The organism is Salinisphaera sp. C84B14, from assembly GCF_040361435.1.
GTDB lineage: Bacteria > Pseudomonadota > Gammaproteobacteria > Nevskiales > Salinisphaeraceae > Salinisphaera.
The window spans coordinates 18,762-40,896 of sequence record NZ_APNL01000011.1 but is presented as its reverse complement, the minus strand read 5'-3'; the positions used below and the strand labels follow the sequence as shown (position 1 = coordinate 40,896).

The window sequence follows — 22,135 nt, the reverse complement described above, 5'->3', positions numbered from 1 at the left end:
CCGGATCATCGTTTGCGCTCGTGCGGGACGCGATAGCCATTCAGTCGAGGCGCGTGTTGGCTTACACTGACGACCCTTTGACACAGGCTCGCGAAACCATGGCTCAGTACATCTATACGATGAACGGCGTCGGCAAGGTCGTGCCGCCGAAGAAACATATTCTTCGAGACATCTATCTGTCCTTCTACCCGGGCGCCAAGATCGGCGTGCTCGGCTACAACGGCGCCGGCAAGTCCACCCTGCTGCGCATCATGGCCGGTATCGATACCGAGATCGAAGGCGAAGCCCGGCCCATGCCCGGCATCAATATCGGTTATCTGCCGCAGGAGCCGCAGCTCGACGAATCCAAGGACGTACGCGGCAACGTCATGGAAGGCCTCGGCGACATCGCCGAAAAGCTCGCCCGCTTCAACGAAATCAGCGAAGCCTTTGGCGACCCGGACGCCGACTTCGATGCCCTGCTCACCGAACAGGCCGAGCTGCAGGAAGCCATCGACGCCGCCGACGGCTGGGAAATCAACAACACGCTGGATCGTGCCGGCGAAGCACTGAACCTGCCGCCGTGGGACGCCGACGTCTCCAAGCTGTCCGGCGGTGAGCGCCGCCGCGTGGCTCTGTGCCGGCTGCTGCTGTCCAAGCCCGACATGCTGCTGCTCGACGAGCCGACCAACCATCTCGACGCCGAATCCGTGTCCTGGCTGGAACGCTTCCTCAAGGACTTCTCGGGCACGGTCGTGGCCGTGACCCATGATCGCTACTTCCTGGATAACGTCGCCGGCTGGATTCTGGAACTGGACCGCGGCCACGGTATTCCCTACGAGGGCAACTATTCCTCCTGGCTGGAACAGAAGGAAAAACGCCTCGAACAGGAACAGAAATCCGAAGACGCCCACCAGAAGGCCATCAAGGCCGAGCTGGAATGGGTGCGCTCGAACGCCAAGGGCCGTCAGTCCAAGTCCAAGGCGCGCCTCAAGCAGTTCGAGGAGCTGCAGTCCAAGGAATACCAGAAGCGCAGCGAGACCAACGAAATCTATATCCCGCCGGGGCCGCGCCTGGGCGATCTCGTGTTCGAGATGAACAACGTCACCAAGTCCTATGGCGACCGCACGCTTTACGAAGACGTATCGCTCAAGGTTCCGCAGGGCGCGATCGTGGGCATCATCGGCCCCAACGGCGCGGGTAAGACGACGCTGTTTCGTATGCTCAACGGCGAAGAGCAGCCCGATTCGGGCGAAATCCGCGTGGGCGATACGGTCGACCTGGCCTATGTGACCCAGTCACGCGAGGAGCTCAACTCCGACAAGACCGTGTGGCAGGAAGTCTCCAACGAACAGGACATCCTGCAGATCGGCAACTACGAGATCCCGTCGCGTGCCTATATCGGCCGCTTCAACTTCAAGGGCTCGGACCAGCAGAAGCGGGTATCGGAACTCTCCGGCGGTGAACGCAACCGGCTGCAGCTGGCCAAGCTGTTGCAGAAAGGCGGCAACACCCTGCTGCTCGACGAACCGACGAACGACCTGGACGTGGAAACCCTGCGTGCGCTGGAAGAAGCGTTGCTGCAGTTCCCGGGCGCGGTGCTCGTGATCTCGCATGATCGCTGGTTTCTCGACCGTATCGCCACCCATATCCTCGCGTTCGAGGACGATGACGTGGTCTTCCTGGAAGGCAATTACCAGGACTACGAAGCCGATCGCAAACGCCGCCTCGGCAATGCCTCCGAGGGCTCGGCGAAGGCCAAGCACCGCAAGCTGGCCTGATCGCCGCGCTGCCTGAACCGCACGAAAAAAAGCCCCGGTCGGCGATCGATCGGGGCTTTTTTATGGCCGGAATCAAATACCCGGCGCGGCGCGTTCAGTCGAACAATGAGCGCAGCGAGGCCCTAACGCGTTCGAAAAGCGAGCGCCGTTTGCGCGGTTGCGGGCCATAGTGCAAGAGCGCGCCGAGCACGACCGCCGCGCCAACAACCGCCGCGCCGGTAATTACCGGGTGACGACAGACTTCATCCACCACGCGCGATGGGGTAAGCGGGCGTGCGTTCCGGCGTTCGAATCCCGTACTCATAATCTCTCCCGAGGCAGCTGGCTCACGACCTTTGCAGCGTCTGCCGGCCGTGTCCCGATCCGGGGCGCGGCCATCCGCACCCGGCGTATTCAAGTGGCTTGACCGGCATCTCGCGATCCGGTCGAACCCTTGTCGAGTGTACCCCCGGCAACGCTGAAATCATGTCAGGACTTCCACCGACGCGCGGCCCTGCCCGGCGCGCTACATTGAAGGTCGCCTAGAGTACGGAGCGCACGCATGACCCCATACCGACCGATCGACCCTCGCAACGACGACAACACCGAGCTGGACAGCGCGCGCGAGCGCGAAAAACAGCGCGCCCTCGCCCTGGCAGCCAGCGTGGGTTCGCTCATGGTCGGCATGCGACGCGGCGGGTTATCGGGCCTGGTGCTCGGCGCCTTCAGCGGCTATCTGGCCTATCGCGCCTCCACCGGGCGCGGGCTCAAAGGTACCGGTCGCGCCCTCGCACGCGGCGCCGAACGTACATTGACCGGCCATCGCACGGGCCCGCTGGATCTCTCGGCCAGCATCACCATCGCCCGTTCGCGCGAAGAGCTGTATGCGTTCTGGCGCGATTTCACCCGTCTGCCCGGGATCATGACCGCCATTACCGCGGTAGATAACCTGCCCGACGGTCGCTCGCGCTGGCAGGCCGAGACACCGCTGGGCGGCACCTACGAATGGGAGGCTGAAATCGTCGAGGACGTGCCCGGCGAGCGCATCGCCTGGCGCAGTGTCGAAGGGTCGGACGTACCCCAGACCGGCGAGATCCGTTTTGCCCCGGCGCCCGCCGGCCGCGGCACGCAGGTGGAACTCAACCTGCGCTACGAACTGCCGCACGGCTTGCTGGCGGCGGCGCCGCTGAATTTCGTTAATGCGCTGTCGCGCGAAGCCGTGCGCGAGGATCTACGCCACTTCAAGCAGGTGATGGAGGCCGGCGAAGTACCGACCGGTGCCATTCATGCCTCGGCCCACGAAGGAGTCGCACGATGAAAGCCGTATGCTGGCACGGCGCGCAGGACATGCGCGTGGATAACGTGGCCGACCCGCAGATTCTCAATCCGCGCGACGCCATCATCAAGGTCACCTCGACCGCGATCTGCGGCTCCGACCTGCATCTCTACGGCGGCTTCATGCCGGGCATGCAGGCCGGCGATATCGTCGGCCACGAGTTCATGGGCGAGGTCGTCGAGCTCGGCTCGGCGGTCACCAACCTATCGATTGGCAATCGCGTGGTCGTGCCGTTCACCATCGCCTGCGGCCACTGCTTCTTCTGCGACAGCGGTTACCACTCGCTGTGCGACAACTCCAACCCGAACGCCGGTGTGGCCGAGAAGATGTGGGGCCAATCGCCCTCGGGGCTGTTCGGCTATACGCATATCCTGGGTGGCTATGCCGGTGGCCAGGCCGAGTATGTGCGTGTGCCCTATGCCGATGTCGGCCCGATGGTCGTGCCGGATTCCGTATCTGACGAGCAGGCCCTGTTTCTGACCGATATCTTTCCGACCGGCTATCAGGCCATCGCCCAGTGCGATATGCAGCCCGGCGATACCGTCGCCATCTGGGGCTGTGGCCCGGTGGGCCAGTTCGCCATCGCCAGCGCGAAAATGCTGGGCGCGGCACGCGTGATCGCCATCGATACCGTCGACGAACGCCTCGATATGGCAGCAACCCAGCACGGCGCCGAAACACTCAACCCGCGTGAAGTCGGCAATACGTTGCAGCTGGTTGAAGCACTACGCGACATGACTGCCGGCCGTGGGCCGGATATCTGCGTGGATGCGGTCGGCCTGGAAGCCCACGGCGTGGGTCTCGAATACTGGTACGACAACATCAAGCAAAGCCTGCAGATGGAAACGGCACGGCCGGTCGTGCTGCGCCAGGCGATCATGGCCTGTCGCAAGGCAGGCACGGTATCCATTCCCGGGGTCTATGGCGGTATTGCCGACAAGATCCCGGTCGGCGCTTTGATGAACAAGGCACTCACGATCAAGACCGGCCAGACCCATGTGCAGCACTATCTCAAGCCGTTGATGGATCACGTCGAGCGCGGCGATATCGACCCGAGCTTCGTGATCACCCACCGCATGCGTCTGGATCAGGCCCCGGAGGCCTATGAGATGTTCCAGGCCCGGCGTGACAACTGCATCAAGGTGGTGATGCAGCCCTGACGCAATACGCCCGGCCGCCCGGCGGGTGGCCGCGGCGCGCCGATTGACCCTGCCCATGGCCTGCCGGCTTCACGAAACGGGCCGGCTGCCATAGACTGCAGCGCATGCCAGATACAGACATCCTCGGCCGGATCGCGGCCCAGCTCGAGCGTATTGCCGATACACAGGAAGCACAGCTTGCCGATGCGCGCCGCGCGGTCGGCGCGGATATCGACTGGTCGGCGCATGCGTTTCGCTGGCGCGACGACGGCCGCCTCCAGGCCATCGATGCACCGCAGGCGCTGCCGCTGGATCGGCTGCACGGTATCGACACCCAGAAACAGCGCCTGCTGGCCAATACCCGCCAGTTCGTGGCCGGCCTACCCGCCAATAACGCCCTGCTCTGGGGTTCGCGTGGCTCGGGCAAGTCATCGCTGGTCAAGGCATTGCTGCCCGCCTTCGTCGACGACGGCCTGCGCGTGGTCGAAGTACCCGCACATCGCCTGGTCGATCTGCCCGACCTCGTGGCTACCCTGGCCGAGCGACCGGAGAAATTCATCGTCTTCTCGGATGATCTGTCGTTCGAAGCCGGTGACGGCAGCTACAAGGCGCTCAAGGCCGTGCTCGACGGTTCGCTCGCCGCCGCGCCGGATAACGTGCTGATCTATGCGACCTCGAACCGGCGCCACCTGCTGCCGGAGTTCCAGCCCGAGAATCAGGCCGCGCAGCAAATCGACGGCGAGATACACCACGGCGAAGCAGTCGAGGAAAAGATCTCGCTGTCGGAACGCTTCGGCCTGTGGCTGTCGTTCTATCCGTTCGACCAGGCGAATTATCTCGCCATCGCGGTCAAGCATCTGGCCGCGCACGGTATCGATGCCGAAATCGGCGTCGACGCGCCCTGGGAACGGGCCGCCCTGCAGTGGGCGCTGGCACGTGGCACCCGCAGCGGGCGTACCGCCGAGCAGTTCGCCCGCGACTGGGCGGGGCGCCAGTCCTTGGCGCAGGCGGACAATTAACCACAGACGCAACCTTGAGCGAGCGTTAGCGAGCTTGGCTGTATTTGGGTCCCTTGGGCGTAGCGCCGAGCAGCGGAGGCGATCGCGGCCTTGTTAATTGCCTAGGGCCAGCCGGATGTCTGAGCGAAGCGAGTTTCCAGCTGGCCCGCGTTCGGACGGAGCCGCGCAGGGAACCGATGCGCAGCATCGGCGCAAGACAGGGTGTCCTTTGCTTTGGTTACTTACCTGGACAAGCAAGTGAAAGTCACTCGCACAGCAGCGCGAAACCCCAAGCCAGAATTCACCCGCACAGTTCATCCGAAAAACGAGCGGTTCAGGTTGAAAGCTAGGCGCCATCCACTAATCGCTACGAACCCGCCCCCTCGTCGGCAAACCGCAGTTTTTCCCCACAAACGCGACACACATAATCGGTGCCCTTCTGGGCGCGCTTGTGACGGATGCTGGTGAGAAAGGCCGGTTCGTCGCAGCCGCATGCATAGCGAAAGCGCTTGAGCTGGCGCACGGGTTCGGTGGGCAGCGTATGACACGGCGCCGGGTCAACGCCGAAGGCCCGCATGAGCGCTTTCCATTCCTTGCCGTGCGGACGGGCACGGCGGCCGTAGAGCCGATAGATCACCACGTGGGCGACTTCGTGGGGTACGGTTTCGGCAATCATCTCCCGGGGATGCGAGGCCAGCAGCGCGGCGTTGATCCGTATGCGGCAGTCGCGGCTGCGACGCGCGAATATCGCCTGGCCGGCGGCCCGCCCGCGCAGGTCGAAAGCCACGGCCGGCACCGGCAGCCGGCGTGCGCTGGCGCCCGTAATTTCACGAGCGCGTTCGATCCAGTACAGGGTTTCCTCGGCGACCCGCGTGTGCAGGTCTTCGCTGTCGAGATCGAGACGATGCTGTTGGGCCTGGGCCATGGGCGACCATCAATTCGTAATTGCGGCAAGCCGCTCAGGATACCTGCTGGCGATCCCCCTGCGCAGATCGACGGCGCGGCGGGGCTGCGAATTCGAGCACCTGGCGCAGCCCCAGACGCTGGCGGCGCACCCAGTCGGCGTCGTCGAGCCGGTCGCGCAGATTGAATGGAAAACTCTGGCTCAGTTCGGCCAGGCGGCGATCGACGGCAGCGCGTGCCTCGGCCAGGCGGTCGTGCTCACGCCGCAGCGCGACGATGTCCGCCGGCAGACGCGCCGTCGAGGCATTCGGCTGTGCCCGACCCAGCAGTTCGCGCAGCTGCCCCGCATCCCCGCCACGATAGGCTCGCACCGCGAGCGACCACAGCCCGTGGATATCGGCCGCCGCTGCACGCGGAGCGACCTGCGGATGCAGCGCCGCCAGCAGGGCTCGAAAGATGGCCCGGGCCTGGTCGGATTCCACCGGCGCCAGCGGCGACCAGCCGCTGCGCGGTGCCAGGGCGGCAGCCAGGCGCAGTTCCGGGGCGCTGTCCACATCACGACGCAGGTCGCTGAACGCTGCCCAGTAACGCGCGGCCCATTCGGGGCCGTCGTGGAAACGCCAGTCGGCTTCGATGGCCAGAGCCCGCACCAGCGCACGGCGTTCGGCGCGCGCGGCCTGCACCAGCTCGGCATGGGCCGGATGAATCAGTGTTTGGGCGGTTGTTTCGCTCATGGGTCGCTCTCCCTTGTCCACGTGATGTCGTCAACGTGGGAGAGCTTGCCGCGGGGGGTGGGTCAAACGGCGACCCAGAGCTGTATGAATTTACATTAAACGTATTCGGCGTAGCGTTCAGCGGCGGCGCGCAGGCGCCCGGCGGCGGCCCGGCGTAGCGATTCCGGCGCCATGATCTCGGCCTCCGGGCCGTAGGCGAGCACGTCGGCCAGCAGTTCGGCGCTGGCCGAATACGGCACCTGCAGCTCGTAGCCGCCGTCGTCGAGCGGCCGGCCCTGCTGGTCGGGGTGCCATTGTTCGTCGGCCACCCAGCGCGCCGCCTGGGGCGAAAAGCGGATCACCGCCGTATGGTCGGGCGTGCCCGAGAAGATGCCGTAGCCGCCGCCCAGCTCGGCCTCGAGCGCATCGCTATCCATATCGATGGCCTCGTCATCGAGCGTTTCGGCCAACCGAATACGGTCGAGCGAAAAACTGCGCAGGCCGTCGGCGTCGTGACACCAGCCGTCGAGATACCAGTTGTCGCGGTAATAGACCAGACGCTGGGGCGAGATGGTGCGCTGGCTTTCGGTATCGCGGGCGCGCCCGTGATAGCGAATACGCAGCCGCCGCCGCATGGCCATGGCCCCGGCCACCTCGGCAAAGGCCGGACCCGGCCGGCGTGCGCTGGCGCGCAGAATTCGCGTGCGCCGGGCCAGCTCGCCGGTGCCCATTGCCCGGCTTTCGAGGATGCGCTCCAGGCGTTTGCGTACCGGGGCGAGATCGAGGGCGAGCAACCCCGGCTGTACCGTTTCGAGCAGCTGGTCCATGGCCAGCAGCGAGACCAGCTCCGAGGCGTTGAACCACAGCCCAGGCAGCTCGAACTGGTCATCGGACGTACTGCCATCGGCGCCGGCGTAGTAGTAGCCGTTGTACTCGCGGTCGTATTCGATGGGCGCATCGAGATAGAGGCGCATGTCCCGAATGATGCGCTTGACGGTGGCCGGCGAGCATTCCAGGCGTTGTTCCAGGGTGGCCTTGGGAATGGGCCGACGCGCGCCGGCGAGCTGCTTGTGCAGCGCATAGATACGGTCGAAGACGTTCATGCCCCGAGTCTAGCGATTTGTACCCAATCCGCCCATGAAAAAGGCCGCGCTGAAAACAGCGCGGCCCGTTACCTTGCCGACTCGGCGCCGGCGATCAGCGCACGTTGCGGCGCGCCTTCAGATTGACGATACGCGTGTCTTCGGCGGCCGGGGTTTCGGCATCGTCGAAGGCGCTGCCGCCGTTATCGGGGCTGTAACGCGACTGCAGGTATTCGGCGAAGGCGTCCTGCTCGGTGCCCGCGGGGGCGAACATCGCTAGGCCCGGATCGTAGGCCGTGCTGATCTGCGTCGCGTCGACCACACCGTCGGTGTTCGGGTCGAGATCGACACGCTGCGGATCGGACAGGCCCTTGAGCGGATAGGCATCGCCGCAGTCGCTTGTGCCGGCATTGTAGTTGTCGCCCGGCACGCAGGCAGCCGTGAAGGCGAGCAGCACCATGCGAATCTCGCGGCCGGCGTCACCCTGCAACACACCGTTGGTCACAAGGGTATCCGTGGTATCACCGTTGTTATCGATGAGTTCGAGCGTGCGAATACGGTTGCCGTTGCTCGACGTACCCATGTTCATCTGGCCGCCGCTACGCGCGGTCTGGTCGGCATCGAAGGCGATACGCATGCCGCCGATCTGCGGGAACTGGCCCGGCGTGGCGCCGTCGGTGGTGGCGGCCACGGCATGTTCCATGATGTCGCGCAGCTCGGCCGCGGTGACGCTGATGATCGTCAGGCTGTTGTTGAAGCGCAGCGCGCCGGCAATATCGAACTGCGATACGCCACCGGCCGGCTTGTCGATGGAGGCGTTGGCCTGCGGCGGGCGTAGTTCGGCGTCGCCGGTGCCGCCCGGCGGCACCACCACCTGGCCGATATCGTCGCGAATACCGCCGCCGTTCTTCAGCGATACCTGTACACCGGGCTCGGCCAGGCGTGCGTAGTAGAGGTTCGCATCGGCGGTGAGATTACCCAGATTCGTTTCCTCGGTACGCACCTGGGTGCGTCGACCGTCGAGATAGACGTTGGTAATGCCCTGGACATTACCGTCCTGCTCGACCAGCAGATCCTGTAGCGCGGACTGCACGGCCAGGATGTCACTGTCGGCGGTGGTGTTCAGACCGCGGTTGGCGAGCTGTTCGACCACGGCATCGGTGGAGGCCCAGGCGCCGTTTGTGGCCGTATCCAGCGAATCGGTCAGGAGCACGCCGTTGTCGTCGAAATCGACCACGAGTCGGCCGAGGTATTTGTAGTCGCCGTCGACGTTGACCACGAGCGTGGGCGTGTCGTCCGGGCCCTGAAACGACAGCGGATAGGTATCAGCGGCGGTATCGCCGTCGCGCAGCACATCGTTGCTGTCGGCCAGCAGCGTGTTCGAGCCGCCGGCAATGATGATGTCGACATCGTTCAGGCGCGTAGCCAGGGCTTTTTCGATGGCGATCTGCTGCATGTGCGCAACGATCACGATCTTGTTGATGCCTTTGCCGACCAGCGCATCGACGCTCGGCTGAATGGCCGCGGCCAGTTTGTCGTAGCCGGCATCGTCCATGACGAAATCGTCCGGCGACATGTCGATTCCGCCGGTCGAGGTGATGCTGGCCAGCAGCGGCGTGGTCGCGCCGACCACGCCGATCGTCTCGCCGCCGACTTCCACGGTGGTGGAGCCGGCCACCCGGCCGGCGACCTCGGCAGCCGGCTGGCCGTTCTCTGCGATCAGGCCGGAGAGATTGTCGTCGCCCGAGAAATCGGCGTTGCTGGATAGATAGGGGAAATCAGCACCCGCGTAGCCGCCCGCCTCGCCGTCGCCGGCGATCAGGTCGGAAAACGCCGACGTGCCTGAATCGAGATCGTGATTGCCGAGCGCCGAAGCAGCGGCGCCGAGACGGTTCACGAACACGATATCAGCACGGCCGTTGCCCGCCGCACCCAGCGCGGCCGGGACGTCTTCGTCGGCCAGGGCGCCGGAGGCGAAATAACGCGGACCCGGGATGAAGTTATCGCCCGAGGAGAGCACCAGCGTATGCTCGGCGAGCGCCTCGTCACTGGAGAAGGCGTTGACCAGGCGGGAGAAGTTCGACACATAGTCGAGCGCCGCGGTGGAGCCGTCCATATCCGCGAAATGCAGCAGCTGGAGGCGATATGTCTCGTCCTGCGGCGAGTTCGTATTCTCGATGTCTGAATCGCTGTCGGAACAGCCGGCGATAGCCGCGGTCAGACAGATTGCAAGCAGCGCGCGCCGCCAGACGGGTTGCGTCCTGGTCATGGGTCCCCCAAAAAAGCATCGGTTAGATTCGATGCGCAGGCTAGCCATGGCAGAAGGCGAAATGATGACAATTGCCTGACAGGCCGATGACGGTTGCAACGATTAAACCGCCGCGCCCAGACTGGCGTATAACTCGACCTTGGTCGCAGCTTCGAGATTTCATGATCCGACTCCACGAAACCATTCGCGTTGCCCGTAGTGCCGCCGACAGCTATCGCTATCTGGTCGATTTCTCGACCTGCGAGCAGTGGGACCCGGGCGTCTACCGGGCACGCAAGCTCACCCCCGGCGCGCCGCAGGTGGGCGGCGAATTCGAGGTGACCGTGCGAATGTTCGGCCGGCGCACGACGCTGTCCTACCGGATTACCGACCTCGCCGCGAACGCCCATATCGCGCTGGAAATGCAGGGTGCCGGCATCCGCTCGAGCGAAACCATTCGCTTTGAGGAAAACAGCGCCGGCGAGACGACCATCGACTATCGCGCCGATTTTTCCTTGTCCGGCGCGTTGGGCGCCAGCGAAATCGCGATGAAGCCGGTGTTCAAGCGGATCGGACGCAAGGCCGTGGCCGGTCTGCGCGAGGCGCTGACGATTCGCACCGAACCGCCGCGCCAGAGCTGGGTCAGCTATGCCGCGGATCGCAGCATGCTGCTGGCCGCACCAGGCTTTACCGAACGCGGCTATCTTGCGCTCGACGACAAGGCGCATAGCGAGTTCATGGATGATCGCGTGGTGGTGGTCACCGGCGCGACCAGCGGTATCGGCGAAGCAATCGCTGCCGAGTACGCGCGCCTGGGCGCGAGCGTAGTGCTGGTGGGCCGCGATGCCGACAAGCTCGCCGCATCGCGTCAGCGGGTGCAGGACTTCGCCGGCGGCGAAAAAACGCGTATCCATACCGAACAGGCCGACCTGCTCGATGTGGCCGCCACCACTGCACTCGGCAGTCGACTGGTCGAAAAATTCGCCAAGATCGACGTGCTGGTGAATAACGCCGGCGCCCTGTTCCACGAGCATGCGCTGACCGACGACGGCTTCGAGCGCAGCCTGGCCATCAATCTGGTCGCCCCCTTCGTGCTCACCGAAACGCTCATGCCGGCGCTGCTGGCCGCCGACGCGCGCGTGGTAAACATGTCCAGCGGCGGCATGTATCTGCAGCCGCTCGTGCTCGACGACCTGAATTTCGAGAACGAAACCTTCAGCGGCAACAAGGCCTATGCCCGTGCCAAACGCGGGCTTGTCGCGCTGACCCGCCACTGGGCACGCCGCTACGGCGATGCCGGGGTGAACTTCAACGCCATGCATCCCGGCTGGGTGGCCACGCCGGGCGTGACCGAGTCGCTGCCCGGCTTCGACAAGGTAATGGGGCGCATGCTGCGCGATGCCCGCATGGGCGCGGATACCGCCGTCTGGCTGGGCGCGGCCCGGGCCGCCCGCAATTGCCAGGGCGAATTCTTTCTCGATAGAACGCCCCACCCCACCGCGGTGCTGCCCAACACCGCCGTGCGCCCCAGCGATGCGCAGACGCTTTACGGCTGGCTGCGCAACGAAACGGGCATCGAGGTGCACGGTGTCGGATAAGCGCGAACAGCGGACCCGCCGCCGGCGCATTCTCGGTGCCGGCATGCGCAGCCTCGGGCGCGGCGTGCTCCAGACCATGCCCGGCTACGACCGTGCCAAGAGCTGGCAGAAAACCGGCCAGGACTGGTTCGATACGCTGGGCGGGCTCAAGGGCGCGGCCATGAAGCTGGGCCAGATCGCCTCCCAGTACCGCGATTTTCTGCCCGAACCGCTGGTCGAACAGCTCGCCCGGCTGCAACGCAACGCCGAACCCTGGGCCTTCGAGCGCCTTGAGCCGGTTATCGATGCGGCCTGGAGCGACGAACAGCGTGCCCTCGTGACGCATATCGACCACGAGGCCATGGCCGCTGCCTCGATCGGCCAGGCCCATCGGGCCACCCTCGCCGACGGACGCGAAGTGGTCGTGAAAATCCGCTATCCGGGCGTGGCCGATGCCGTGGACGCGGATATCGACAACCTCGGGCGGCTGCTCAAGCTGTCGCGTTTTCTGCCCATGCGCGGCAGCGATATCGACGCGGTGCTCGACGAGCTGCGCGAGCGTTTCATCGAGGAAACGAACTACGAACAGGAGCTGGCCCATCTACAGGCCCTGCGCGCTATCGAGCTGCCCGGCTTCATACTGCCCGAGCCGGTGCCCGAACTGTGCAGCGATGCGGTGCTGGTCACCACCTATATCGAGTCGCGCCCCGTGGACGAAGCCGCCCCCGACCGCGGCCATGCCATCGTCCAGGCGATCAACCTGCAGGTATTCACCCACGGCATACTGCACGCCGACCCGCACCCTGGTAATTTCGGCGTCACCGAAGACGGTTCGATCGCGCTTTTCGATTTCGGTTGTACCAAGACGCTGGACCGGGATACCCGCCGCGGTCTGCGCGACGTGGTGGCGGCCGCGCTCGACGGCCGCTGGCAGGATCTGCACCTCGCGCTGGAACATCTGGGCGTGGTGCCGGCCGATAGCTGGGCCGCCCACGGCGAAACCTACGAACAGATCTATGCCAGCCACGTGGCGGCCTCTCTCGAGCCGATCCGTGACCGCTCGCCTTACGTGTTCACCGACGACGGATTGATCGAGTCCATACGCGCCGAAATCCGGGCCTCGCTGCGTCACTGGCGGCTGTTCAACGCGGCCCCGCAGCTGGTCTTCCTGATGCGCACGCTCAGCGGCCTGTACTGGATCCTGCGTAATATCCATGCCGAGGCGGATTTATACGCCGAGTTGCAAAAGATTGCCGCAGGCGACTACGATCCGCCGCCGGCCGACGCACCGTCGGCGGACTGAGCACATCATTCGGGCGCATGGCGCCACGGGTTCCCTCACCCCGTCACGAAAAAGGAAGATAGGCATGTCGTTATCGTTATCGGGCTCGCAGTGGCGTCGTGTCGTTCTGGTGCTGGCCTGTCTGCATGTGCTGGTCATCGCGGCCAGCAATTATCTTGTGCAGCTGCCTTTCACGCTGTTTGGCTGGCATACGACCTGGGGCGCGTTCAGCTTCCCGTTCATCTTTCTGGTGAGCGATCTGACCGTGCGTTTGCTCGGCGGTGCCACCGCACGTCGGGTGGTGGCCGCCGCGATGGCGCCGGCGCTGGTGGTGTCGTATCTGTTGTCGGTGCTGTACGTGGACGGGCGTTTCGCGGGGCTCGATGCCCTGGCCGAATTCGACACCCTGGTCGCCCGTATCGCCTTGGCGAGCTTCTGCGCCTATCTGTTCGGCCAGCTGCTGGATATCGGCGTGTTCCAGCGCCTGCGCCGGCTGCGGCAGTGGTGGGTCGCGCCCACGGCCTCGACCCTGTTCGGCAACGCGCTGGATACGCTGCTGTTTTTTTCCATCGCCTTCGCCGGGTCGTCGAATGGCTTCATGGCCGAGCACTGGCTGGAAATCGCCTGCGTGGATTATGCATTCAAGCTGCTGATCAGCCTGGGCCTGTTCTTGCCGCTCTACGGCGCATTACTGGCCCTGCTGTCGCGCTATCTGCTCACTGCCACGGCCAGCGCCCCGGCCCGCGGGCAACGCGTGCCCGACTGCTGACACGGGCCAGCGTCGACGCCGTGCTATAACTGCAGATCCAGACCAGAAGCGCCCGCCTCGGGCTCATAACAAACGGCTTGCAGCGAGGGGAACACACCATGGTCGATCGTAGTCGCAGCCGGGTTGCCCCGCTGTACGTTTTCATCGGCGCCATACTGCTGCTGCTTGCAGCCGGCGTCGTCCATGCCCAGTCGGCGATCGTGAACACGCACAAGCCGTTCACGCTGAAAGTCCGCTACGGCGCAAACGCCGATCCGGCCGGGCCCGCCACGGACGGGCCCAGGTCACGCCGTATCGAGACCACCGTAGCGGAACTCGACAGCGGGCGGATCGAAACCCGCGACGCCGTGCTCGAGTACTGGATGGATGCCACCGGCGACAGCGGCGATATCGCCCTGTCCATCGACTTCACCCATGCCATTGCGCAGGGCAAGATGCATAGCCAGACACGGCTGCTTATGGGTACGGGCGAGTGGAAGCTCGTATCCGGCAGCAGTGGTTCGGATGGCGTTACCGAAAGCGTATTCGTACGTGTCGATCGCAACTGACGTGTTGGCGTGGGCAGGCCCCGGCTGCCGCCAACGCGTTCGAAGACCGTGCCGGCGACGGTAAGAAGAGCCGCGCGCAGCAAAAATTGATGTCGCCGTAACGGAACCTTCACAACGTGCTACGGTCGTAATCGTGCCGAGGGCGGATGCTTCGAGGGTCGAAGCGTTCGTATGGGGACCCTTAGCAAGGGTTCAACAATGGATAAAGCGGATCGCGCCGGCTTTGCGGCGTTTTTCGTGGCCTGTCTCTTTCTTGCCTTTCTGGGCGGCACACTCGTGGTGCTCAGCAAGGTATTTCCGTACGAATGGCTCAATGACGCCTACAAGGCCGGTCATGCGCTGATTGTTCAGGATTCGATCGACGACCCGTACACGCAGACCGATCAATGGCGTGAAGCGCGTAGCGACAAGCGCGGCGTCACGATCAACGACAGCGACCGTGCCTATAACGGCTACACCCTGTATACCTCGGGCGGTGCGCCGTATGCCTCGCTGGTGGACATGGACGGCAAGGAAGTCCATCGCTGGCAGCTGGACTACAGCAAGCTCTGGGATACCGCGCCTGACGGACGTGGCGCGCGCAAGGACGCGCTCATGTACTGGCGCAAGGCCATCATGTACCCCAACGGCGATCTGCTGGCGATCTATATCACCGCAGGCGATACGCCCTGGGGCTACGGTCTGGTCAAACTGGACGCCGATTCCAACGTCATCTGGAAGTATCACGGTGCGACCCACCACGATATAGACGTTGCCCCGGACGGGCGTGTCGTCGTGCTCACGCATGAATTCAGCGACAAGCGCTTCGAGAACTTCCCCGCCCTGGCAAAGCCGTTCCTCGACGACTACGTGGTGGTGCTCGACGGCGATACGGGCAAGGAGCAGGCCAAGATTCCGCTGTTCGAGGCGTTCTACGAATCGCGCTATCAGCCGCTGCTGACCAATATCGCCCATTTCGCGCTCGAGGACCCGCTGCATACCAACAGCGTGCAGTTCATCGATAACGAACTGGCGAAAAACTTCGCCCCGGCCCAGGGCCGTGGCAACCAGGTGCTGGTGTCGTTTCGCCACCCCGGCACACCCGCGCTCATCGATCTGGATACCGGCCAGATGACCTGGGCAATGGCCGGCTCGTGGCTTGGCCAGCACTCGGCGCGTGCCCTGCCCAACGGCCACTTCACCCTGTTCGACAATTACGGCCATTTCCAGGCCGACAACATGACCCGCGCACTCGAAGTCGATCCCGAAAGCGAAGAAATCGTCTGGCGTTACGAAGGTTCCCAGCAACATCCTTTCGCCAGCCGTCTGCGCGGTGCCATCACCACCCTGCCCAACGGCAACCGGTTGATCACCGAATCCGACGGCGGGCGCCTGTTCGAAGTCGCGCCCAGCGGCGATATCGTCTGGGAATTCTTCAATCCCGTGCGTGGCGGCGATCAGGACCAGTACATCCCCGTCGTCTCTTCCGGTCAGCGGCTGCGTGCCGAGGACCTGGAGCCGGCTTTCCGCGAAAGCATCCAAACGCCCTAGGAGGTCTGTCATGGATAAACTCGAAACCCGCAACCGTCGTGCGCCGCTGCTGCGCTCCGGCCTGGCGCTAGCCCTAGTGCTCGCGCCCTTCGCGGCGGCCCAGGCCTATGTCGGGCCGGGCGCCGGCCTGAGCCTGCTGGGCGCGCTCTGGGGCGTGGTAGCCGCGATTGGCGCTGCGCTGTTGTTCGTTCTGCTCTGGCCGATCCGGCGCATGCGCCGTCGCAAGAAGGAGCAGGCCGCCGCGCGCGACGCGCATACAGCGACCCCGGGCAACGACCCCGGCAACGGCCCGACCCGCAACTAGCCATTTCGACGGCCCGGTCGCCCCGGCGCGATCGGGCCGCCACGCGAAGGACATTATTCAATGGGGCTATTCGACCTACCGGCGCCGTTGTTCAACGCGCTAGACGGCGCCATGGCCACCGTCCTGCCCGCCGCCGCGAGGCTGGCGATCTGGGCGGTGTTCGGGGCGGTCCTTACCATGTTTCTCTACAAGCTGTGCTCGCCGCAGGCGAAAATCGGCCAGGCCAAGCGCGAGGCCAAGGCCGCACGGCAGCGGCTGAACGCATTCGACGGCGACTTCGCCGATGCCGGGCCATTGATCAAGAACCAGTTCACTACCGCTTTCAAGCATGTCGGTATGGTTGTGCCGGGCACGCTGCTGGCCATTCTGCCGCTGCTCGCGCTTTTGCTCTGGGCGGAAACCCACTACGGCCATACCCTGCCACCGAGCGGCGTCACGCCCGAGATCGCCACCGTGCCGGACGGAGTTGCCACCAGCTGGAGCAACGGCGCAGAGCCCGCCCGGCTCACGGTAGGCGATGCGAGCGCGCCGATCGCACAATTCGATATGACCTCGCCCGTGGGCATCGTTACCAAACAGCCCTGGTGGCACTGGCTGGCCGAGAATCCGCTCGGCTATCTGCCGGATGACGCCCCCGTAGACCAGGTGCATATCGATCTACCGGTACTTGAGGTCATCCCCTTCGGCCCGGCCTGGATGCATTCCTGGCTGTTCGTTTTCATGCCGGTGATGTTCATCGTATCGCTGGCGATCTATAAATGGGCGAAAATCGAATGACGGCAACTACCGACGCACCCCGTACCGCGCGCTCGAAACCCAGTGATGCGGCCATCGACAGCTTCGCCGTGCCCACCTGGATGGATCGAGTCGGCGGTTGGCAATATCGCCACCCCAGGGCCGCGATCAAGCTGGGCAACTTCGACACCCGCATGGCGGCCGAGGCGATCGAGGATATTGCGATCACCGCGCCTATTTACGTAGCGGGCCTGGCACGCTCGGGCACCACGATACTGCTCGAGCTGCTCGCCGAGCATCCGACCGTGGCCACCCATCGCTATCGCGACTTCCCGCCGGTATTCACGCCCTGGCTGTGGGATCGCTGGCTGGCACGCGTGCCGCAGAACAGCGAAACCGCGACCGAGCGTGCCCACGGCGACGGCATAGCGGTCACCTCCCAGAGCCCGGAAGCCTTCGAGGAAGTGCTCTGGATGGCGTTTTTCGAACGTATCCACGACAGCACGCACAGCAACGTGCTCGATGCGCAGACGCGCAACCCCGAATTCGAGCAATTCTATCGCGACCATATCCGCAAGCTGCTCGCCATTCGCAAGCGCCAGCGCTATGCGGCCAAGGGCAACTACAACCTCATGCGGCTGCAGTATCTGCAGTCGCTGTTTTCCGATGCCTGCTTCGTGCTGCCCGTACGCGACCCGGTTTGGCATATCGCCTCGCTGATGAAGCAACAGACCCTGTTCGAGGCCGGCGAGAGCGCGCATCCGCGTGCGCTCGAACATATGCGGCGAGTCGGACATTTCGAATTCGGCCTGGATCGACGCCCGATCCATACCGGGGACGACGACGCCGTCGATCATATCCAGCAACTCTGGAACGACGGCCAGGAGGTCGAAGGCTGGGCCCACTACTGGGCCATGATCTACGCAGATGTCGACCAGCGTCTGAGCAGCGACAAGCAGCTCAGCGACGCCACGCTGGTCATCCGCTACGAAGATCTGTGTGGCGATTCGCAGGCCGTGCTCGAACGCTTCTATGCCCATTGCGGGCTAGAAACCGACCCGGCAACCATCGAACAAGCCGCATCCCGGCTGCGTCTGCCCGGCTACTACAAACCGGCCTTCAGCGATGCCGAACTGGCCCGCATTCGCGAGATTACCGGGCCGGTGGCAGCCCGTTTCGGCTATACCTAGCGGCGCGAGCCGCGGCCATCGGGCATAAAAAAGGCGCGGCCCAGCCGGGCCGCGCCTTTTTACGAACGCAAGCGCCTAAGCGCTCGAGCGAGGCTAGCCGGCGACGGCCGCCACGCCTGCCTTGGCGGTCTGGGCATCCTGATCCGGCTTCACACCGGACACGCCCACCGCGCCCGCAAGCTGGCCATCCACCATCACCGGCACGCCGCCGGTCATCGTGGCCTTGAGCTCGGGTACGGACAGGAACGCCGCACGCCCGCCGTTGATCATATCCTCGAAGGCCTGCGTTTCCTTGCCACCGAGTGCAGCGCTGCGCGCTTTTTCGGTCGCCACATAGCTGCCCATCGGCGCACAGCCGTCCAGGCGGCGCAGCGCGATCAGGTGCCCGCCGTCGTCGACCACGGCAATGGCCACGTTCCAGCCCTGGTTCTCGGCTTCCTTCTGCGCGGCATCGAGAATCTGGTGGGCATCGTCGAGCGTGATTACGGATTTCTGTTTCATGGGCATATCCCGATAGTTAAATGGATTGTTGTTACGGCCACTACTATAAACGCTGTATTCAAGCGCTCAGCAACCGACGCGACAAACGAAAACGGCCCGCCATAAGCGGGCCGTTTTCGTCCATTTCGGCGATTTAGTTCATCAAGCCATCGACCACGCCGATGCCGTAGAACGCGATCAGGCCGATCACGCCACTAAGCACGCAGTAATAGAGCGTGGGCAACAATGTCTTGCGCAGGGTCGTACCCTCACGCCCGAGCAGCCCGACCGTGGCCGAGGCGGCAACCACGTTGTGAATCGCGATCATGTTGCCGGCGGCCGCACCCACGGCCTGCAACGCGACCATCATCGCGGTCGACAGCCCCAGCGTGGCGGCCACGTTGAACTGGAAGTCGCTGAGCATGAGGTTGGACACCGTATTCGAACCGGCGATGAAGGCACCCAGCGCACCCACGGCCGGTGCGAACAGCGGATAGATATGCCCCACGCCATCGGCCACCAGCTGGGCCATGGCCACCGGCATGGACACCAGATCCGAGCCGTTCACGCCGGAGTTGATCAGAATACGCACCATCGGGATCGTGAAGATCAGCACGAAGCCCGCGCCAAGAATGGTGTTGGTCGATTCCTTGAACGCCGAGCCCAGGGCGCCGCCACGCATGCGATGCAGGAAGAACGTAATAAGAACCGCCATGCAGATGATGCCGCCGGGCAGATACAGCGGCTCGATCGACCCGGAAATACCGGTTTGACCGAGAATATCGCTCCAACCGATCGCCACCGACTTCAGCGCGTTGGTGATCGGCTCGACCGTGCGTGAGATCACCAGCAGGATTGCCAGCAGCACGTAGGGCGCCCAGCCCATGGTCGGCGTCAGCGGCGTGCGACCGGCCACATGATCGGCCTTGATTTCCATATTGCCGACCCAGTCCGCCGGCCACTGGCTTTCATCGGGGAAATCCCAGGGCCGGGAGGGAATCAGAAAGCCACGACGTGCGGCCGGCACGACAATCGCCAGGCCGACCATGGCCCCAATCATCGACGGAAATTCCGGGCCCAGGAACACGCCCGCCAGCGCATAGGGCACCACGAAACTCACGCCCGCGAACAGCGCAAAGGGCGCGACTTCCAGGCCGTCGCCCCAGGATTTGCGCTCACCGAAGAAACGCGCCATTACGGTGACCATGATCAACGGCATCAGGATGCCGCAGATGGCATGCGTGATCGAAACCTGCGACGTAATCAGCTGGAAATAGGTCGCCCAGTCCGAGCCATTGGCGGTGAGCTGTTCGGAGATCTGGTTCTTCTGCAGGCCGCCTGCCACGCCCACGATAATCGGCGTGCCGACCGCACCGAAGGATACCGGCGTGGACTGAATCATCATGCCGACCACGACCGCCGCCAGGGCCGGAAAACCCAATGCCACCATAAGCGGCGCGGCAACGGCGGCCGGCGTACCAAAGCCCGAGGCGCCTTCAATGAAGCAGCCAAACAGCCACGCCACGATGATGGCCTGAATACGCCGGTCGGGGCTGATACCGGAGAAGCCGTTGCGAATCGCGGCAATACCGCCGGAATGCTTGAGCGTATTAAGCAGAAGGATGGCCCCGAAAATGATCCACAGGATCGAGATCGTGAGCATCAGCCCCTGCAGGCTCGACGCGACCACCCGCGTCACGCTCATATCCCAGGCCAGCAACGCGATCAGTACGGTCACGATGAACACGATCGGCATCGCGGTACGGGCCTGCACCCGAAAGCCGATCAACAACACGCCGGCCAGTACCAGCGGGACGAACGCGAGAAGCGACATCGTCAGAGAAACCATGCATTTATCCCCTGCACATATATTGACTAAGAGTGCGCGGCGTCGTGCAGCGCCTTCCCCGGTCGGCCGGCCGCGCGTGTGCCGCTAAGCTAATCACGTTGTTCGTGAAACGACAATTCATTATTCGCCGCCTAGGGCAGCCACCGTATCCTCGCAATGCAGCCGGCCACAGGCAGAACCGGCCCACGTTCACGGCCTCGCGGCATTCGAGCATGCGCCGGCTCGTGCGGCCGCCTAAGACCAATTGACGACACCCGAAACAGCGCTCGTTTGGCGCCCACGCGCCAGAATCATGAGCCCGGCGCCGGTATAAGCGCTTCTCCCGCTAGCAAACACGGTACGCGCATGTATGGGGTCCGCTGGCCGAGCTACGCAGGACACCGGATCGCGGTAATCTTCGTAACAGCCTAGAATGAAGGCTTCTCCGATCGAGATTTCGACCTGCATGCTGCGCTATGCGAAAAAAATTCCGGTCACCGAACTGGAGCTCGGCATGTATGTCGAGGCACTGGACCGGCCGTGGCTCGAAACCGACTATCCGCTCCAGGGCCTGCACATAAAGACACGGGAGGATATCGCGCGTCTGAGCCGGCACGTCGAATACGTCTATGTCTCTACGCCGCCCGAGGCCCCGGGTACGCCGCCGCCCGCGCGCCCGGAACCGGCCGGCTTCACCCGCCGCGGGGTTGCGCCCGCCGCCGTCTACAGCCGCTCACCGCAGAGCTTCAGCGCCGAGCTCGCCCAGGCCCGACTCATTCGCGAACAGGCCCGCGATTTCGTACGCAACATCCAGGCCGATGCCCGCGCGGGCCAGCCGCTGGAGCAACTCGATGCGCGCGAGCTGGTCGTGCAAATGATGGCAAGCGTATCGCGCAACCCGGATGCGCTGGTGTGGTTCACAAACCTCAAGAACCGTGACGAGTACACCGCGCTGCACAGCATCAATGTCTGCATGCTCTCGGTGGCCCTGGCGACTGTCCGAGGCGAGCCGGAAGCCGATATCGAGGAAATGGGCGTCGGCGCGCTGCTACACGATGTCGGCAAAATGAAGGTGCCGATGGATATCCTGCACAAGCCGGCACGCCTGTCGGCCGCCGAATTCGCGGTCATCAAGCAGCATCCGCAATATGGTGTACAGCTGCTCGAGCAGGGCTCGCAGCTATCCGAGCAGAGCCTGCGCATCGTGCGCGAACACCATGAACGCCTGAACGGCCACGGCTACCCGGACGGACTCACCGGCGACGAGATCTCGCACTACGCCCAGATCGTGGCGATTGCCGACGTTTACGACGCGATGACCAGCGATCGCGTGTATCAGGAAAGTCGGGCACCGGGCGAGGTAATGAAGCTCATGAGCCGCAGCCGGGGCGACTTCAACCCCACCCTGCTCGATCAGTTCATCCATACCCTGGGCGCCTATCCGGTGGGCAGCCTGATCGAACTCAACACCGGCGAAGTCGGTTTTGTCGTACCGAGCGAAGCACGTCAGCCGCGTCCGACCATGCTGGTGGTGCTCGACCATCGCAAGCGTCGCTACTTTCCGCAGCGCATACGCGATCTCAACCACTTTCCCAATTTTCGTATCGTGCGCACCCTCGCCAACGGCGCCTACGGCGTGGATATCGACGACTACGCATCGGCCTGGAGCTAGCGACCGACGCTTGATCCGCACGCCGCATGGTTGTTCGCCAAGCGAACAACCCGTGTCGTTGC

General features: G+C 64.2%; 20 protein-coding genes. 13 read left to right on the top strand and 7 right to left on the bottom strand.

All coding sequences use genetic code 11. The annotated features are described in order from the left end of the window. Positions 1–98: 98 nt before the first annotated feature. Positions 99–1,760 (top strand): energy-dependent translational throttle protein EttA, encoded by a 1,662-nt coding sequence (ettA, locus tag C84B14_RS10940; protein ID WP_353224054.1) that lies wholly within the window; start codon positions 99–101, stop codon positions 1,758–1,760. Between the two features lie 94 nt (positions 1,761–1,854). Here ettA and C84B14_RS10935 read toward each other — a convergent pair whose 3' ends face one another. Continuing rightward, the gene (locus C84B14_RS10935; protein ID WP_348766747.1) at positions 1,855–2,064 is read right to left on the bottom strand and encodes a hypothetical protein; all 210 of its coding nucleotides are present in this window, start codon (positions 2,062–2,064) and stop codon (positions 1,855–1,857) included. Between the two features lie 237 nt (positions 2,065–2,301). Between C84B14_RS10935 and C84B14_RS10930 the strand changes: the two genes are divergently transcribed. The 3 genes from C84B14_RS10930 to C84B14_RS10920 all read left to right on the top strand — a co-directional run bounded on the left by C84B14_RS10930 (position 2,302) and on the right by C84B14_RS10920 (position 5,233). Further along, positions 2,302–3,057: an SRPBCC family protein gene (locus tag C84B14_RS10930; RefSeq protein WP_353224052.1), complete on the top strand. Its 756-nt coding sequence runs from the start codon at positions 2,302–2,304 to the stop codon at positions 3,055–3,057. Continuing rightward, positions 3,054–4,235, top strand: coding sequence for a zinc-dependent alcohol dehydrogenase (locus tag C84B14_RS10925; RefSeq protein WP_353224050.1), 1,182 nt, complete (start codon positions 3,054–3,056; stop codon positions 4,233–4,235). Before C84B14_RS10930 ends, C84B14_RS10925 begins: the two co-directional genes overlap by 4 nt. 104 nt (positions 4,236–4,339) lie before the next feature. Beyond that, on the top strand, positions 4,340–5,233 hold the full coding sequence (locus C84B14_RS10920) for an ATP-binding protein (RefSeq protein WP_353224048.1): 894 nt from the start codon (positions 4,340–4,342) through the stop codon (positions 5,231–5,233). 346 nt (positions 5,234–5,579) lie between these two features. Here the strand turns inward: C84B14_RS10920 and C84B14_RS10915 are convergent, their stop codons facing one another. The 4 genes from C84B14_RS10915 to C84B14_RS10900 all read right to left on the bottom strand — a co-directional run bounded on the left by C84B14_RS10915 (position 5,580) and on the right by C84B14_RS10900 (position 10,179). Next, on the bottom strand, positions 5,580–6,137 hold the full coding sequence (locus tag C84B14_RS10915) for a SprT family zinc-dependent metalloprotease (protein WP_353224046.1): 558 nt from the start codon (positions 6,135–6,137) through the stop codon (positions 5,580–5,582). 34 nt (positions 6,138–6,171) lie between these two features. Continuing rightward, on the bottom strand, positions 6,172–6,849 hold the full coding sequence (locus tag C84B14_RS10910; RefSeq protein WP_353224045.1) for a hypothetical protein: 678 nt from the start codon (positions 6,847–6,849) through the stop codon (positions 6,172–6,174). A 95-nt stretch (positions 6,850–6,944) separates the two neighbouring features. Then, complete coding sequence (locus C84B14_RS10905) at positions 6,945–7,931, bottom strand: helix-turn-helix transcriptional regulator (RefSeq protein ID WP_353224043.1); 987 nt, start codon at positions 7,929–7,931, stop codon at positions 6,945–6,947. Positions 7,932–8,025: 94 nt separating this feature from the next. Continuing rightward, positions 8,026–10,179: a bifunctional metallophosphatase/5'-nucleotidase gene (locus C84B14_RS10900; RefSeq protein WP_353224041.1), complete on the bottom strand. Its 2,154-nt coding sequence runs from the start codon at positions 10,177–10,179 to the stop codon at positions 8,026–8,028. Positions 10,180–10,340: 161 nt separating this feature from the next. Here C84B14_RS10900 and C84B14_RS10895 point away from each other — a divergent pair, with 161 nt between their 5' ends. From C84B14_RS10895 to C84B14_RS10860, 8 genes are all read left to right on the top strand, one after another. Continuing rightward, positions 10,341–11,756, top strand: coding sequence for an SDR family NAD(P)-dependent oxidoreductase (locus C84B14_RS10895; protein WP_353224039.1), 1,416 nt, complete (start codon positions 10,341–10,343; stop codon positions 11,754–11,756). Then, on the top strand, positions 11,746–13,038 hold the full coding sequence (locus C84B14_RS10890; protein ID WP_353224037.1) for an ABC1 kinase family protein: 1,293 nt from the start codon (positions 11,746–11,748) through the stop codon (positions 13,036–13,038). Before C84B14_RS10895 ends, C84B14_RS10890 begins: the two co-directional genes overlap by 11 nt. Positions 13,039–13,102: 64 nt before the next feature. Continuing rightward, the gene (locus C84B14_RS10885; RefSeq protein ID WP_353224035.1) at positions 13,103–13,786 is read left to right on the top strand and encodes a 7-cyano-7-deazaguanine/7-aminomethyl-7-deazaguanine transporter; all 684 of its coding nucleotides are present in this window, start codon (positions 13,103–13,105) and stop codon (positions 13,784–13,786) included. Positions 13,787–13,884: 98 nt separating this feature from the next. Beyond that, positions 13,885–14,334 (top strand): hypothetical protein, encoded by a 450-nt coding sequence (locus C84B14_RS10880; protein ID WP_353224033.1) that lies wholly within the window; start codon positions 13,885–13,887, stop codon positions 14,332–14,334. A gap of 198 nt (positions 14,335–14,532) precedes the next feature. Further along, positions 14,533–15,864: an arylsulfotransferase family protein gene (locus tag C84B14_RS10875; RefSeq protein ID WP_353224031.1), complete on the top strand. Its 1,332-nt coding sequence runs from the start codon at positions 14,533–14,535 to the stop codon at positions 15,862–15,864. 10 nt (positions 15,865–15,874) lie between these two features. After that, complete coding sequence (locus C84B14_RS10870) at positions 15,875–16,168, top strand: hypothetical protein (protein WP_353224030.1); 294 nt, start codon at positions 15,875–15,877, stop codon at positions 16,166–16,168. A gap of 60 nt (positions 16,169–16,228) precedes the next feature. Then, positions 16,229–16,945, top strand: a complete 717-nt coding sequence (locus C84B14_RS10865; RefSeq protein WP_353224028.1) for a hypothetical protein — start codon at positions 16,229–16,231, stop codon at positions 16,943–16,945. Next, positions 16,942–18,093, top strand: coding sequence for a sulfotransferase (locus C84B14_RS10860; RefSeq protein ID WP_353224026.1), 1,152 nt, complete (start codon positions 16,942–16,944; stop codon positions 18,091–18,093). Before C84B14_RS10865 ends, C84B14_RS10860 begins: the two co-directional genes overlap by 4 nt. A 93-nt stretch (positions 18,094–18,186) precedes the next feature. Here C84B14_RS10860 and C84B14_RS10855 read toward each other — a convergent pair whose 3' ends face one another. Both C84B14_RS10855 and C84B14_RS10850 read right to left on the bottom strand, forming a co-directional pair. Beyond that, on the bottom strand, positions 18,187–18,594 hold the full coding sequence (locus tag C84B14_RS10855; protein ID WP_348767284.1) for a GlcG/HbpS family heme-binding protein: 408 nt from the start codon (positions 18,592–18,594) through the stop codon (positions 18,187–18,189). Positions 18,595–18,727: 133 nt separating this feature from the next. After that, on the bottom strand, positions 18,728–20,422 hold the full coding sequence (locus C84B14_RS10850) for an L-lactate permease (RefSeq protein WP_353224024.1): 1,695 nt from the start codon (positions 20,420–20,422) through the stop codon (positions 18,728–18,730). 412 nt (positions 20,423–20,834) lie between these two features. Here C84B14_RS10850 and C84B14_RS10845 point away from each other — a divergent pair, with 412 nt between their 5' ends. Next, the gene (locus C84B14_RS10845) at positions 20,835–22,073 is read left to right on the top strand and encodes an HD-GYP domain-containing protein (protein ID WP_353224023.1); all 1,239 of its coding nucleotides are present in this window, start codon (positions 20,835–20,837) and stop codon (positions 22,071–22,073) included. Positions 22,074–22,135: the final 62 nt, after the last annotated feature.

Bases quoted from the DNA above. Each gene is read 5' to 3' on its own strand.
- ettA (WP_353224054.1), top strand. From the start codon at position 99: ATGGCTCAGTACATCTATACGATGAACGGCGTCGGCAAGGTCGTGCCG.
- C84B14_RS10870 (WP_353224030.1), top strand. From the start codon at position 15,875: ATGGATAAACTCGAAACCCGCAACCGTCGTGCGCCGCTGCTGCGCTCC.
- C84B14_RS10925 (WP_353224050.1), top strand. From the start codon at position 3,054: ATGAAAGCCGTATGCTGGCACGGCGCGCAGGACATGCGCGTGGATAAC.
- C84B14_RS10885 (WP_353224035.1), top strand. From the start codon at position 13,103: ATGTCGTTATCGTTATCGGGCTCGCAGTGGCGTCGTGTCGTTCTGGTG.
- C84B14_RS10880 (WP_353224033.1), top strand. From the start codon at position 13,885: ATGGTCGATCGTAGTCGCAGCCGGGTTGCCCCGCTGTACGTTTTCATC.
- C84B14_RS10900 (WP_353224041.1), bottom strand. From the start codon at position 10,179: ATGACCAGGACGCAACCCGTCTGGCGGCGCGCGCTGCTTGCAATCTGT.
- C84B14_RS10845 (WP_353224023.1), top strand. From the start codon at position 20,835: ATGAAGGCTTCTCCGATCGAGATTTCGACCTGCATGCTGCGCTATGCG.
- C84B14_RS10930 (WP_353224052.1), top strand. From the start codon at position 2,302: ATGACCCCATACCGACCGATCGACCCTCGCAACGACGACAACACCGAG.
- C84B14_RS10855 (WP_348767284.1), bottom strand. From the start codon at position 18,594: ATGAAACAGAAATCCGTAATCACGCTCGACGATGCCCACCAGATTCTC.
- C84B14_RS10935 (WP_348766747.1), bottom strand. From the start codon at position 2,064: ATGAGTACGGGATTCGAACGCCGGAACGCACGCCCGCTTACCCCATCG.
- C84B14_RS10920 (WP_353224048.1), top strand. From the start codon at position 4,340: ATGCCAGATACAGACATCCTCGGCCGGATCGCGGCCCAGCTCGAGCGT.
- C84B14_RS10865 (WP_353224028.1), top strand. From the start codon at position 16,229: ATGGGGCTATTCGACCTACCGGCGCCGTTGTTCAACGCGCTAGACGGC.
- C84B14_RS10875 (WP_353224031.1), top strand. From the start codon at position 14,533: ATGGATAAAGCGGATCGCGCCGGCTTTGCGGCGTTTTTCGTGGCCTGT.
- C84B14_RS10905 (WP_353224043.1), bottom strand. From the start codon at position 7,931: ATGAACGTCTTCGACCGTATCTATGCGCTGCACAAGCAGCTCGCCGGC.
- C84B14_RS10860 (WP_353224026.1), top strand. From the start codon at position 16,942: ATGACGGCAACTACCGACGCACCCCGTACCGCGCGCTCGAAACCCAGT.
- C84B14_RS10910 (WP_353224045.1), bottom strand. From the start codon at position 6,849: ATGAGCGAAACAACCGCCCAAACACTGATTCATCCGGCCCATGCCGAG.
- C84B14_RS10915 (WP_353224046.1), bottom strand. From the start codon at position 6,137: ATGGCCCAGGCCCAACAGCATCGTCTCGATCTCGACAGCGAAGACCTG.
- C84B14_RS10850 (WP_353224024.1), bottom strand. From the start codon at position 20,422: ATGGTTTCTCTGACGATGTCGCTTCTCGCGTTCGTCCCGCTGGTACTG.
- C84B14_RS10895 (WP_353224039.1), top strand. From the start codon at position 10,341: ATGATCCGACTCCACGAAACCATTCGCGTTGCCCGTAGTGCCGCCGAC.